The following is a 14,053-nucleotide window of genomic DNA, read 5'->3' on the forward strand; positions in this document are numbered from 1 at the left end:
ACCGTCCGGACGCACGGATCCGGACCCCGACGCGCGGATCCGCGCGTCCGAGTTACCGGTATGTAACGTTTGTGCCCAGTTTTTGCAAAGACTCCCAGCCGTACCTAGGGTCATTCTTATCTGCGCGGTCGACCGCACGCACGGTGGGTCCGCGCCATTCCCATGCACAGGAGGAACCTTGAAAATCAGACGCCTCGCAGCGGCTGGTGCCGTCATCGTCTCCGGTGCCCTCGTACTCAGCGGCTGCTCTGCGCCCGCTCAGCAGTCCGAGGTCATCGCCGGCACTGAGATCACCGTGGCCTGGAACGACCCGTTCCTCGAGTACAACAACCTGTCGGCGACCGGCAACGCCACCGCCAACACGAACATCGTGTACCTGACGAACCGGGCCTTCAACTACTACGACGACGGCCCCTCGCTGCAGAAGGACACCGACTTCGGCACGTACGAGAAGGTGTCCGACGACCCCCTGGTCGTGAAGTTCACGATCAACGAGGGCGTCAAGTGGAGCGACGGCACCCCGGTCGACGCCGCGGACATGCTGCTCAACTGGGCCGCCAACACGACGAACGTCAACACGGTCGGCGACGACGCGGTGCAGAAGGACGACGACGGCGTGGCCAAGGTCGCCGACGACCAGGTCTTCTTCAACTCCGGCGCCATCGCGGACGCGCGCCTCGGCCTGGTCACCAAGACCCCCGAGATCGGCGACGACGGCCGCAGCCTCACCTACACGTACGACCAGCCGTACGTCGACTGGGAGGTCGCGACCGGCAACGGCGTCGGCGTCTCCGCCCACGGCACCACGCAGCTCGCCTTCCCCGACGAGAACCTCTCGCCGGAGGACGCGAAGAAGAAGCTCATCACGGCGATCCAGGACAAGGACGCCAGCGTCCTCGCCCCGGTCTCCAAGGTCTGGAACGACGGCTACCGCTACTCGGACATGCCGACGGAGGCCCAGAAGACCCTGAGCGACGGCGCGTACACGATCACCGACCTCAAGGCCGACCAGTACATCACCCTGACGGCCAACAAGGAGTACACCGGCGACAAGAAGCCGAAGTACGAGAAGATCACGGTCCGCTTCATCAAGGACCCGCAGGCGCAGATCCAGGCCCTCTCCAACGGCGAGGTCCAGATCGCGTCCGGTCAGCCCACGGCCGACCTCCTCCAGCAGGTCCAGGGGCTCAGCGGCATCGAGTACAAGGGCCAGGCCGAGGGCACGTACGAGCACGTCGACCTCCAGGTCACCAACGGCGGCCCGTTCGACCCCTCGAAGTTCGGCGGCGACGCCGAGAAGGCCAAGCTCGTCCGCCAGGCGTTCTTCAAGACGCTGCCGCGCGAGGAGATCCTCGACAAGCTGATCAAGCCCCTGCAGACCGACGCCGAGCTCCGCAACTCGAACGTCTTCGTCCCCGGCACGCCGAACTACGAGGCCTCGGTCGAGAAGAACGGCTACAAGGACCAGGCGGTCGACATCGAGGGCGCCAAGGCGGACCTCGCCAAGGCCGGCGTCACGGGCACGATCGACGCCCGCGTCATCTACGGACAGGGCAACACGCGTCGCCAGCAGGAGTTCGAGCTCATGCGCCAGTCGGCAGCGCTGGCCGGCTTCAACCTCATCGACGTGAACAGCGCCACGTGGGGTGCCGACCTCTCCAGCAAGACCACCTCGTACGACATCGCCCTCTTCGGATGGCAGTCGACGAGCCTCGCGGTCGGCGAGTCCGGCCCGAACTACCAGACCGGCGGCATCAACAACTACTTCGGCTGGTCGAACCCCGAGATCGACTCGCTGTTCAAGCAGCTGGACACGGAGACCGACAAGGACAAGCAGCGCGATCTGCTCATCCAGGCCGAGACCCTGATCCAGCAGCAGGGTTGGACGACGCCGATCTTCCAGTTCCCGGGCCTCACCGCCTGGAGCTCGTCGGTCACGGGCGTCAAGCCGGCGTTCCTCTCGCCGACCTACTTCTGGAACTACTGGGAGTGGGCTCCGGCGCAGGCCGCAGCCAAGTAGCACGGAAGCAGTGAGCGCCGTCCCCTGAACGGGAGGGTGCGAGGGTGCCGAGGCCGCCTGGCCTCGGCACCCTCTCCATGTCCGTTGCCGATTCGTGATCTCCGGATCCGGCCGCGTATGCTCTCGTCGGGTCGGGTCACGAGCCCTGGCCGATCACAGAAAGGGACGTCGTCGCCCTGTGCTTACCTTCGTCTTGAGGCGCCTCGTCGCGTCGTTCTTCGTCCTCCTGGGCGCCAGCTTCATCATCTACAACCTGGCGGCCAACTCGGGTGATCCCCTCCAGGATCTGCGGGAGAACCCGTCGCCCAACCGCGACGCTCTCATCGCCGCCCGCGTCGACCTCCTCGACCTGGACGTGCCGGCGCCGCTGCGCTACTTCCTCTGGCTGGGGGGCGTGTTCAAGGTCTTCATCGGCCAGGTCGACCTCGGCCGGGCAATCGACGGCCGCGAGGTCAACGACCTCATCGCCAACGCTGCCGGCCAGACCATCCAGCTCGTGACGATCGCCACGATCATCGCGGTGCTCATCGGCGTCTCCATCGGCATGACGACCGCGCTCCGCCAGTACAGCGGCTACGACTACACCGTCACCTTCGCGTCGTTCCTCTTCTTCTCCCTGCCGATCTTCTTCGTCGCCGTGCTGCTCAAGCAGTACGTCGCCATCGGCTTCAACGACTTCCTCGTGAACCCGTCGATACCGCCGGTCCTCATCGTGGTGCTGTCGCTCGTGTCGGGCTTCGTCTGGATGAGCATCATCGGCGGCGACCCGAAGCCGCGCCTCATCGTGTTCGGCTCCGCGACGGTCATCACCGCGGCCGTGCTCGTCTACCTGCTCGTCACCGACTGGTTCGCGCGACCGGGTCTCGGCATCGTGCTCATCGGCGCCCTCGGGGCCCTGATCGCCGTGCTCATCACGTCGCTGTCCACGGGGCTCCGCAACCGGCGCGCGTTCTACTCGGCGCTCGCCATGGCCGTCCTCGGCGCCGTGCTCTGGTACCCGCTGCAGTACGTGCTGACGGTCTCCGCCCCCTGGTGGATCACGATCGTGCTCATCGTCGCGTTCGTGGTGGTCGGCGTGGTGGTCGGCTACGTCGTCGGTCAGAACGACAAGCCCATCGTCGCCCGCGGCGCCGGCATCACCGGCGGCCTCGTCGCGCTGCTGATCATCGTCGACCGGGTCATGCAGGTGTGGCCGGACTACGTGACCAACACGCGCGGCCGCCCCATCGCCACCGTCGGCGCCGTCACCCCGGGCCTCAACGGCTCGGTCTGGCAGGGCATGCTCGACAGCTACACGCACCTCCTGCTGCCGACCATCGCCATCCTCCTCATCTCCGTGGCGAGCTACTCGCGCTACTCGCGGGCGAGCCTCCTCGAGGTGATGAACCAGGACTACGTGCGCACCGCGCGGGCCAAGGGCCTCACCGAGCGCACCGTGATCATGCGCCACGCGTTCCGCAACGCGATGATCCCCGTCGCCACCGTCATCGCCTTCGACGTGGGCGGGCTCATCGGCGGCGCCGTGATCACGGAGACGATCTTCGCCTGGAAGGGCATGGGCTCCGTGTTCCAGGACGCGCTCCGCACCACCGACCTCAATCCGCTGATGGGATTCATCCTGATCACCAGCATCCTGACCGTCATCTTCAACATGCTGGCCGACATCCTGTACTCGGTCCTCGATCCTCGAATCCGGGTGAGCTGACACATGTCCAACGCACTGATGGGGAACCCCAACGACCCCCACAACGACCCGACCCTCCCCGAGGGCGCCAACTCCGAGCTGACGATCGAGCAGCGGGAGGTCGAGGGCCTCAGCCAGGGCACCGTCGTCCGCCGCCGGTTCCTGCGCCACAAGGGCGCGATGACCGCGCTCGTGGTGCTCCTGCTGATGGCGATCCTCGTGTACTCGTCGGTCGGCATCCAGTTCTTCGGCTTCCGCATCCCCGGCTGGTGGATGTGGAACTACGAGGACGTCGCGCCCATCGTCAACGGCGGCAACCCCACGTGGACCCTGCCGTTCCAGTTCGGCGTGCACCCCTTCGGCCAGGACGAGATCGGGCGCGACATCTTCGCCCGCGTCATGCGCGGCACGCAGCAGTCCATCGTCGTGATGGTGCTGTACGGCATCATCGCCGCCTTCATCGGCATCGTGATCGGCGCCGTGTCCGGCTTCTTCCGCGGGCGCATCGACTCGCTCCTGATGCGCTTCACGGACCTCATCATCGTGATCCCCGTGATCGTCATCGCGGCCGTCCTCGGCCGCACCTTCGGCGGTCTCGGCGCGGTGGTGCTCGGCATCGTCCTCGGTCTCATCGGCTGGCCGTCGCTCGCCCGCCTCGTGCGCGGGGAGTTCCTGAGCCTGCGCGAGCGCGAGTTCGTGGACGCGGCCCGGGTCGCCGGTGCGTCCAACAGCCGCATCGTGTTCCGGCACATCCTGCCGAACGCCATCGGCGTCGTGATCGTGTCGACCACACTGCTCATGAGCGCGGCGATCCTGCTCGAGGCGGCGCTGTCGTTCCTCGGCTTCGGCATCGTGAAGCCCGACGTCTCGCTCGGGCAGATCATCAACGAGTACCAGGGCGCCTTCGCCACCCGGCCGTGGCTGTTCTGGTTCCCGGGCCTGTTCATCATCATCATCGCGCTGTCGATCAACTTCATCGGCGACGGCCTGCGCGACGCGTTCGACCCGCGCCAGCGGCGCATGCCGGGCGGACAGGGGCCCTACAAGCAGATGTTCGCCATGCTCACCGGCCGCAGCCGCCGCGAGCAGGGCCCGACGACCGGCTCCGGCGCCGAGGGCGTCCGCGTCCCGCCGCCCGTCGGCTCGGCCCGACCGGACGCGGCGGCCGACGGCAGCCCGTCGGACAGCGCGGACGGTCGATGACCGTCGCGACGACGGACGGGCCGGCCCTCACCCGGTCGGCCCTCCTCGGCGCGTCGGTCGTGCTGGGCGCCCCGGTGTCAGACCAGGGCGGTCACGATCGTCGCGACGACCAGCGCGGCCAGCACGGCGATCTCCGCCCAGTGCGTGCGGACGCGCCGACCCTCCTCCTCGATCGGGCCGCCCAGGTGGCCCGCCTCGGCGAGGTCGGCGAGGTGCGTGCGGATCACCGTGGCGGCGTCACCCGAGTCGGTGCGGGGCAGGTCGCCGCGACGCGCGTCCTGCATCATGGCGCTGAGGTAGGGCTGGATCTTCTCCTCCTCCGTGGTGATGTAGGCGTTCGAGTGGCGTCCGGGCGCCGGAGCGGCCCAGGCCGTGACGCGCTCGTGCGCGGTCGTGACGTTCAGGGCCCACTTGGTGTCGACCTCGCGGATCGCGGGCCACGACATCTCGTGCGTGCGGAAGACGTTGCGGATCTCGACGCCCTCGGTCGCGATGCGCACGCGCGGCGCCCAGAAGACGAGCCACGCGGCGTAGGCCAGCAGCAGCGGGCCCCATACGGCCGTGAGGAGCAGGTCGGCACGACCTCCCACCACGGTGCTCGCGAGCACGAAGACCACGATCGCCGAGACGATCACGGTCAAGAGGCGTCCGAACGACGGGCGGATGACGACGGGCTGATCCATGGCCACATCGTCCCACGGCCCGCCTCGACGCCCCTTGACACCCCCACTTCCAGCAGCCAGGAGTACGCAGCATGAGCGCTCACGCGAACGGGACCGACACGACCGTCCCCATCCTCGAGGTCTCCGGCCTCGGAGTCGACTTCTGGGTCGGCGACGAGTGGATCCCCGCGGCCATCGACCTCGACTACAGGGTCAACCCGGGCGAGGTCCTCGCCATCGTCGGCGAGTCCGGCTCCGGCAAGAGCGTCAGCTCCATGTCGCTGCTCGGCCTCCTGCCCAAGAACGGCCGGGTCCGGGGGAGCGCCAAGCTCAAGGGCGTCGAGATGGTCGGCGCCGACCAGGCCACCCTGCGCAAGGCCCGCGGCAACGACATCGCCGTGATCTTCCAGGAGCCGATGACGGCGCTCAACCCCGTGTACACGGTGGGCTTCCAGATCGTGGAGGCCCTTCGCGTCCACAATTCGATCATCCCGTCGGCCGCCAAGGTGCGCGCGCTCGAGCTGCTCAAGCTCGTCGAGATGCCGGATCCCGAGAAGGCCTTCGACTCGTACCCGCACCAGCTCTCGGGCGGGCAGCGCCAGCGCGCCATGATCGCCCAGTCGCTGTCGTGCGACCCGGACATGCTCATCGCCGACGAGCCCACCACGGCGCTCGACGTGACCATCCAGGCCGAGATCCTCGACCTGCTCCGGAAGCTCCACCAGCGCCTCAACAGCGCCATCGTCATCATCACGCACGACATGGGCGTGGTCGCCGACCTCGCGACCAACGTCATCGTGATGAAGAGCGGCCGCATCGTCGAGCGCGGCTCGGTGCGCGAGATCTTCCAGTCGCCGAAGGACCCGTACACGAAGCAGCTGCTCGCGTCGGTGCCGCACCTCGGCACGGGCGAGGCCTCGCAGGTCGAGATCGCCGAGCGCACCACCGAGCCCGCCATCTCCCTCAGGGAGGTGGACATCGACTACCCGAAGCTCGGCCGCGTGCCGGCGTTCCGGGCGGTCACGGGCGCGTCCTTCGACATCCACCCCGGCGAGGTCGTCGGCGTCGTGGGCGAGTCGGGATCCGGCAAGACCACCATCGCGCGCGCCGCGGTGGGCCTCCTGCCCGTCGCGGGCGGCGAGCTCACGGTCGCCGGTCGGCGCATGACCGGCATCTCGGCGAAGGACCTCCGGGCCGTCCGCCGCGAGATCGGCATCGTGTTCCAGGACCCGGGCTCGTCGCTCAACCCGCGCTGGCCCATCGGCCAGAGCATCGGCGAGCCGCTCGAGCTCTCGGGGCAGTTCTCGAAGAAGCAGCAGAGCGACCGGGTCGAGGAGCTCCTCGAGCAGGTGGAGCTGCCGCGCAGCTTCCGCAACCGCTACCCGAACGAGCTCTCCGGCGGCCAGCGCCAGCGCGTGGGCATCGCCCGGGCGCTCGCGCTCCGGCCCAAGGTGCTCGTGGCCGACGAGCCGACCTCGGCGCTCGACGTGTCGGTGCAGGCCCGCGTGCTCCAGCTGCTGCAGGAGATCCAGAAGGAGCTCCAGTTCGCGTGCCTGTTCGTCAGCCACGACCTCGCGGTGGTCGACCTCCTGGCCGACCGCATCGTGGTGATGAACCACGGAAAGATCGTGGAGCAGGGCCCGACCGAGTCGATCCTCCGGAACCCGCAGCACCCGTACACGCAGAAGCTCATCGCCGCGGTGCCGCTGCCCGACCCCGACCAGCAGCAGGAGCGCCGCCAGCTCCGCGAGGCGCTGCGCGACGAGCCGCCCGCGGCCTGACCCGCGGCCCGCACGACCCGGCCCGCCGTCCGTCGCACCCCCTCCCGGGGGCGCGCGGCCGGCGGGCCTCGTCGTGCCGCTCGCGTAGGATCGTCGGCGATGGACAGCGACACGCGAGGCCCCGGGGCCGCACCGGCCCGGCGCCCGCGGGGGCTGCGGCGGGTCGTCCGCGGCGCCTCCGCGATGGTCGCCCTGGCCCTCGTCGCCGGCCTCGCCGCCTGCTCGCCGACCACCGGCCTGGTGGCCGACTCCGCCATCCGCGCGGCGCTGCCCAGCACGTTCACCTCCTACAACGCGCAGTCCCGCACGGGCGCGACCGACGGCAACCGCGAGATCGTGCACGCCACGAACTCGCGCTTCGCGGAGGTCGCCGCCGACGGCACGGTCGCGTCCGACCCGGGCTACGGATCCGCGCGCATCGTCTCGCGCGACCCGTTCACGGTCGAGTACACGGTCGCCGAGGGCGTCCGCTGGTCCGACGGCGAGCCCGTGGACGCCGCCGACCTCCTGCTCTCCTGGGCCGCGGGATCCCGCGCGCTCGACACGCCGGGCTTCGACGCCGCCGGCTACGTCGACGAGTCGACCGGGGGCTACACGGGCGCCCTGCCCGCCGACGCGGTCTACTTCGACGCGGCCGAGGACGAGACGCTGTCCCAGGTCACCCGCACGCCCGTGATCGGCGACGGCGGGCGCTCCATCACGATGGTGTTCGACCAGTACAGGCCCGACTGGCGCCTCGCGTTCGAGATCGGCCTCCCGGCGCACGCCGTCGCGCAGCTCGCCCTCGACATGTCGAGCCCGGGCCGAGCCAAGCAGACCCTGGTGGACGCCGTGCAGGACCGCGCGCCCGAGCTCCTGTCGCCCATCTCCGACGCCTGGAACCGGGGGTTCGGCGTCGCCGCCGTCGCCGCGCACCCGGAGCGCGCGGTCGGATCCGGGCCCTACGCCATCGAGTCCATCGACCCGGGCACCTCCATCACCCTGCACGCCAACCGCTTCTACACGGGGACCCACCGGCCGTCGGTGGAGCGCATCGTCGTGTCGACCATCGAGGACCCGCAGGCCGCCGTCGCGGCGCTCGCGGCCGGCGACGTCGACGTGATCGCGCCCGACGCGGACGCCGACGTGCTCGGCGCCCTCGACGACGTCGACGGCGCCCGCACCGTCATGGGATCGTCGGCCTCCTGGGAGCGCCTCGACCTGCAGACGCTCGGCGCCCGCAACAGCGCCATGGCCGACGCCACGGTGCGCACCGCCTTCCTCTCCACCGTGCCGCGCGAGGCCATCGCCCGCGAGCTCGGCGGGCCGGGGGGAGGCGGATCCACGCGCGACTCCTTCGTGCTGGCGCCCGGCGCCGCCGGCTACGACGACCAGGTGCGGGCCAACGGATCCAGCCGCTTCGACGACGTCGACCTCGACGAGGCGCGGCAGCTGCTCGCGTCGGTCGGGCAGCCGGCGCCGGAGGTGTGCGTGCTGTACGACCCCGCGGACGCGCGCCGCGCCGCCGAGTACGAGGCGATCCGCGACTCGGCCGCGCAGGCGGGCTTCGTCGTGACCGACTGCTCCACGCCGCAGTGGCAGGACGTGCTCGGCCAGCCCGGTGCCTACGACGCGGCGCTCGTGGGCCCCGAGGACGCCTACCCGTCCGTGGCCGGGATCCGCGCGCTGCACGACGACCGCGCCGACGCGCGCGACGGCCAGGCCACCGCCGACCCCGACGTGGCCGCGCTCTTCACCTCGCTCAGTCGCACGGAGGACGCCGACGCCCGCGGCGAGCTCCTGCTCCGCCTCGACCGCCGCATGTACGGCGACCGCGCCGGCCTCCCGCTCTTCCAGCACCCGGCGCTCGCCGCCACCTCCGCCCGCGTCGACGGGGTCCAGGTCTCGGCGCACCAGGCCGGCGTCCTCGACGACGCCTGGCGCTGGACGCTCCGCTCCGACGCTCCCTGAGCCCGGCTTGCATCGGCACGGTAGGCTGGGGGTCGCTGGGAATAGCAGACGGCGGCTCTTCGCCCTCCTCCCTTGATGACAAGGCCGGCACCCTCTCCACTGAAGGACAGCACTATGGCGCTAGTCGCGCGCAACGACCTCCGCAATGTGGCCATCGTGGCCCACGTGGACCACGGCAAGACCACCCTGGTGGACGCCATGCTCAAGCAGACGAACTCGTTCGACGCCCACTTCGAGGGCGAGGACCGGATGATGGACTCGAACGACCTCGAGCGCGAGAAGGGCATCACGATCCTCGCGAAGAACACCGCGGTGCTCTACAACGGGAAGCACGCCGACGGCACGCCGATCGTCATCAACGTGATCGACACCCCGGGCCACGCCGACTTCGGCGGCGAGGTCGAGCGCGGCCTGTCCATGGTCGACGGCGTCGTGCTCCTGGTGGACGCGTCCGAGGGCCCGCTGCCCCAGACGCGCTTCGTGCTCCGCAAGGCGCTCGAGGCGAAGCTGCCCGTCATCCTCCTGGTCAACAAGACCGACCGCCCCGATGCGCGCATCGACGAGGTCGTCGCTGAGAGCCAGGACCTCCTCCTCGGCCTCGCCTCCGACATGTCGGACGAGCACCCGGACCTCGACCTCGACGCGATCCTCGACGTGCCCGTCGTCTACGCCTCCGGCCGCAACGGCGCCGCGAGCGACACCAAGCCCGCGAACGGCGAGCTGCCCGACAACGACGACCTCGAGCCCCTCTTCAAGGCGATCCTCGACCACGTCCCGGCGCCCACCTACGACGACGAGCACCCCCTGCAGGCGCACGTCACCAACCTCGACGCGTCGCCGTTCCTCGGCCGCCTCGCCCTCCTCCGCGTCTTCAACGGCACGATCAAGAAGGGCCAGCAGGTCGCCTGGGTCAAGCACGACGGCACCGTCAAGAACGTGAAGATCACCGAGCTCCTCATCACGAAGGCGCTCGACCGCTTCCCGACCGAGTCCGCGGGCCCCGGCGACATCGTCGCCGTCGCCGGCATCGAGGACATCACCATCGGCGAGACGCTCGCCGACCCGGACGACGTCCGCCCGCTCCCCACCATCACGGTCGACGACCCGGCCATCTCGATGACCATCGGCACCAACACGAGCCCGCTCATCGGCAAGGTCAAGGGCCACAAGCTCACCGCGCGCATGGTCAAGGACCGCCTCGACCGCGAGCTCATCGGAAACGTCTCCATCAAGCTGGTCGACATCGGCCGCCCGGACGCGTGGGAGATCCAGGGCCGCGGCGAGCTCGCGCTGGCGATCCTCGTGGAGCAGATGCGCCGCGAGGGGTTCGAGCTCACCGTCGGCAAGCCGCAGGTGGTCGTGAAGCAGGTCGACGGCAAGGTCCACGAGCCGTACGAGCACCTCACCATCGACTCGCCCGAGGAGTACCTCGGCGCGATCACGCAGCTCCTCGCCGCCCGCAAGGGCCGCATGGAGGGCATGGCCAACCACGGCACCGGCTGGGTCCGCATGGAGTTCGTCGTCCCGTCGCGCGGCCTCATCGGCTTCCGCACGGAGTTCCTCACCATCACGCGCGGCGCGGGCATCGCCAACGCCGTGTCGCACGGCTACGAGCAGTGGGCGGGCGAGATCACGACCCGCGTCAACGGCTCGATCGTCGCCGACCGCGCGGGCGTCGCCACGCCGTTCGCCATGGTGGCCCTGCAGGAGCGCATGTCGTTCTTCGTGGAGCCGACCCAGGAGGTCTACGAGGGCATGGTCGTCGGCGAGAACTCGCGCGCGGACGACATGGACGTGAACATCACCAAGGAGAAGCAGCTGACCAACATGCGTCAGTCCACCTCCGACTCCTTCGAGCGCATGACGCCCTCGCGGAAGCTGACGCTCGAGGAGTGCCTCGAGTTCGCCCGCGAGGACGAGTGCGTGGAGGTCACGCCCGAGTTCGTCCGGATCCGGAAGGTCGAGCTGGACGCCAACGCGCGGCAGCGCAAGACCTCGCGGCTGAAGAAGCAGAACGCGTAGCGCAGCAGGACCGCGACGAGCCCGTCCGCCCGTTCCCTCCGCAGGAGGGGCGGGCGGCCGGGCTCGTCCTCGTTCCGGGGCTCGCGCTCACGGGGTGCAGCGCCGCCGGCGACGCCGTGCGCGACGCGGTGCGCGAGGGCGGGGCCGGCTACCCGAAGAGCGTCTCGCCCACGTAGCCGTCGCGGGTCGCGCCCGGCGGCACCGCCCAGATCCCGCTGCCGACATGGCGGAGGTACTCGTTCATGGCGTCGCGCGCGAGGCTGCGCTGGATGGGGATGAACTGCTCCCGCGGATCCCGCTGGAACGCCAGGAAGAACAGCCCCGCGTTCAGCCGGCCGAGGTCGTCGTTGCCGTCGACGAAGTTGTAGCCGCGGCGGAGGAGCACCGCGCCGCCGTTCGTGTCCGGATGCGCGAGGCGCACGTGCGACGCCCGGTCGATGAGCGGAGCGCCGGCGCGACCGGTCGCGGCGAAGTTGGGCGCCGTGTGCTCCTCGCCGCCGCTGAGCGGCGCCCCCGAGTCCTTCGTGCGGCCCACGACGCGCTCCTGCTCGCGGAGCGTCGAGCGGTCCCACGTCTCGATGGTCATGCGGATGCGGCGCGCGACGAGGTAGGAACCGCCCCGCATCCAGGCCTCGCCGGGCGCGGAGCCGGAGTCGGCCCAGACGTGGTCGTCGACCACGCGGGTGTCCTCGGACTTCACGTTCGCCGTGCCGTCCTTGAAGCCGAAGAGGTTGCGCGGCGTGACCTGGGCGCGGCTCGTGGACGACGTGCGGCCGAAGCCGAGCTGCGACCAGCGGATGGACGCCCGGCCGAAGGCGATGCGCGACAGGTTGCGGATCGCGTGCACGGCGACCTGCGGGTCATCGCTGCACGCCTGGATGCAGAGGTCGCCGCCCGTCGCCTGGGGCACGAGCGCCTCACCGGGGAAGCGCGGCAGGTCGACGAGCGCGGCGGGACGGCGGTCGGCGATGCCGAACCGGTCGATGCCGTCGGCCGTGGTGAACAGCGACGGACCGAGGCCGAAGGTGATGGTGAGGCCGGCCGGCGGGAGGTCGAGGGCCTCGCCCGTGTCGTCCGGCGGGGAGTCGTAGGGGCCGTCGACCGCGCCGAGCGGGCCCGCGGATCCGCCCGCCGTCATCCGGGCCGCGGCGGCGCTCCAGTCCCGCAGGAGGGAGACGAGGCCGTCGCGGTCGATGTCCGCCACGTCGAACGCGGCGAAGTGCAGGCGGTCCTGCGCGGGCGTGGTGATGCCGGCCTGGTGCGCTCCGTGGAACGCGTAGGTGGCGCCGCCCGCGGCCTGGCGCGCGCCGGCGAAGGCGCGGTCGGCCATGACGCCGGCGGCGGATCCCACGAGCCCGCCGCCGAGCGCGCCGGCCCCCAGCAGCCCGAGGACGCCGCGGCGGGAGACGCCGCGCGGGGCGTCCGCGGCGTCCGCGGGAGACGATGCGTCGTCCGTGTCGGGCGCGACCGCCGCCTCGTGTCCGTCGGTCATCCGACGAGCGTCCCGGTGAGCTTCGACAGCGGCTCGGCCAGCGCGTTCACGCCGTCCGCGAGGCCCTTGACCTGGTCCGTCGTCAGCGCGTCGTAGGCGGTGAAGCCCTTCTCGAGCGACCCGTAGGCGGCGAGGTCGGTCTCGAGCTTCGCGAACTGCGCGTCGAGGGTGGCGACGAGCTGCGGGTCCTTGGCGGCGACGATGTCGCGGACGCCCTCGTAGGCGACGCGGGCGCCCTCGAGGTTCGCCTGGAAGTCCCAGAGGTCGGTGTGCGACCAGATCTCCTCCTCGCCCGTGATCTTGCCGGTCGCGACCTCGTCCATCAGCCCGACGGCGCCGTTCGAGACCGTGGAGATGTCGACCGAGAAGCCGTCGGCGTGCACGGCGTCGGAGAGGCGCTGCGTGTCGGCGGTCAGCTGCTGGGCGAAGTGCGCGCGGTCCCCGGCGCTGAGCGGCACGTACACGTCTCCGCCGTTCGCGTCGGGCGCGGGCCGCCAGAGGTCCTTCTCGATGCGGTGCCAGCCGGTCCACTCGGTGCCGGGATCGACGTCGGCCTCGCGGAAGTCGATCGCCGGGTCGAGGTCGCCGAAGGACTCCGCGACCGGCTCCACGCGCTCGTAGTACGACCGGGCCGTGGGGTAGAGCGAGCGCGCCCTCTCGTCGTCGCCCGCGAGGTAGGCGTCGGCGAACTCCTGCGTGGCGGGGAGGAGCCGGCTCACCTGGTCCTTGACGTAGGCGAGGTAGTTCGCGGCGGCGTCCTGGCCCTGCTGCGCGGCGTCGCCGGCGAGGGCGACCTGGTCGCCGGTGACCGTGAAGGGCGCGCGGCCCACGCCGTCGCCCACCATGCCGGGCTTGCAGACGGTGTAGTAGCTGCCGGGCTGCGCCGTGAGCACGAGGTCGCGCTCGATGCCGGGGCTCACGTTCTCGACCTCGCCGACGATGCGGAGGCCGTCCTCGGCGAGGAGGTAGAACTCCGTCACCTGGTCGGTGGAGTTCGTGACGTGGAACGAGACCGTGCCGCTCGGCGCGGTCGCGGCGGAGACCGTGCAGGCGTCGGCCGAGCTGTCGACGGTCAGCTGCGTGATGCCGGAGGCCGCGGCGGCGCCGTCCCCCGCGGATCCGGAGGGGGCGTTCGCGACGCAGCCCGAGAGGGCGAGGGCGGCGCCGGCGAGCAGGGCGGCGGCGGGGAGGGTGGAGCGCTTCATGGGTCCTCGGGGGGAGCGGGCCGGCGTGCCGGCG

At 70.7% G+C, this 14,053-nt stretch carries 9 protein-coding genes; 6 read left to right on the forward strand and 3 right to left on the reverse strand.

Going from position 1 to position 14,053, the window contains the following annotated elements:
- Positions 1-178: 178 nt before the first annotated feature.
- The 3 genes from AWH51_RS13755 to AWH51_RS13765 all read left to right on the forward strand — a co-directional run bounded on the left by AWH51_RS13755 (position 179) and on the right by AWH51_RS13765 (position 4,907).
- The gene (locus AWH51_RS13755) at positions 179-2,020 is read left to right on the forward strand and encodes an ABC transporter family substrate-binding protein (protein WP_063072628.1); all 1,842 of its coding nucleotides are present in this window, start codon (positions 179-181) and stop codon (positions 2,018-2,020) included.
- A 178-nt stretch (positions 2,021-2,198) separates the two neighbouring features.
- Positions 2,199-3,725, forward strand: coding sequence for an ABC transporter permease (locus AWH51_RS13760; RefSeq protein WP_063072629.1), 1,527 nt, complete (start codon positions 2,199-2,201; stop codon positions 3,723-3,725).
- 3 nt (positions 3,726-3,728) lie between these two features.
- Positions 3,729-4,907 carry an ABC transporter permease gene (locus tag AWH51_RS13765; protein ID WP_063072630.1) on the forward strand — a complete coding sequence of 393 codons (1,179 nt, stop codon included), beginning with the start codon at positions 3,729-3,731 and terminating at the stop codon, positions 4,905-4,907.
- A 77-nt stretch (positions 4,908-4,984) separates the two neighbouring features.
- On the opposite strand, the gene AWH51_RS13770 is transcribed toward AWH51_RS13765, so the two are convergent.
- On the reverse strand, positions 4,985-5,590 hold the full coding sequence (locus tag AWH51_RS13770) for a PH domain-containing protein (RefSeq protein ID WP_063072631.1): 606 nt from the start codon (positions 5,588-5,590) through the stop codon (positions 4,985-4,987).
- 71 nt (positions 5,591-5,661) lie between these two features.
- Here AWH51_RS13770 and AWH51_RS13775 point away from each other — a divergent pair, with 71 nt between their 5' ends.
- From AWH51_RS13775 to typA, 3 genes are all read left to right on the forward strand, one after another.
- The gene (locus AWH51_RS13775) at positions 5,662-7,350 is read left to right on the forward strand and encodes an ABC transporter ATP-binding protein (protein ID WP_063072632.1); all 1,689 of its coding nucleotides are present in this window, start codon (positions 5,662-5,664) and stop codon (positions 7,348-7,350) included.
- A 99-nt stretch (positions 7,351-7,449) separates the two neighbouring features.
- Positions 7,450-9,300 carry an ABC transporter substrate-binding protein gene (locus tag AWH51_RS13780; protein WP_063072633.1) on the forward strand — a complete coding sequence of 617 codons (1,851 nt, stop codon included), beginning with the start codon at positions 7,450-7,452 and terminating at the stop codon, positions 9,298-9,300.
- Positions 9,301-9,414: 114 nt separating this feature from the next.
- Positions 9,415-11,322, forward strand: a complete 1,908-nt coding sequence (gene typA / locus AWH51_RS13785; RefSeq protein ID WP_063072634.1) for a translational GTPase TypA — start codon at positions 9,415-9,417, stop codon at positions 11,320-11,322.
- Positions 11,323-11,470: 148 nt separating this feature from the next.
- Here the strand turns inward: typA and efeB are convergent, their stop codons facing one another.
- Both efeB and efeO read right to left on the reverse strand, forming a co-directional pair.
- Complete coding sequence (gene efeB, locus AWH51_RS13790; protein ID WP_063072635.1) at positions 11,471-12,814, reverse strand: iron uptake transporter deferrochelatase/peroxidase subunit; 1,344 nt, start codon at positions 12,812-12,814, stop codon at positions 11,471-11,473.
- Entirely contained in the window at positions 12,811-14,019 is a 1,209-nt protein-coding gene (gene efeO, locus AWH51_RS13795) for an iron uptake system protein EfeO (RefSeq protein ID WP_063072636.1), read from the reverse strand. The genes efeB and efeO overlap by 4 nt, the downstream gene beginning before the upstream one ends.
- Positions 14,020-14,053: the final 34 nt, after the last annotated feature.

Origin of the sequence: Clavibacter tessellarius (assembly GCF_001618005.1) — a bacterium.
GTDB lineage: Bacteria > Actinomycetota > Actinomycetes > Actinomycetales > Microbacteriaceae > Clavibacter > Clavibacter tessellarius_A.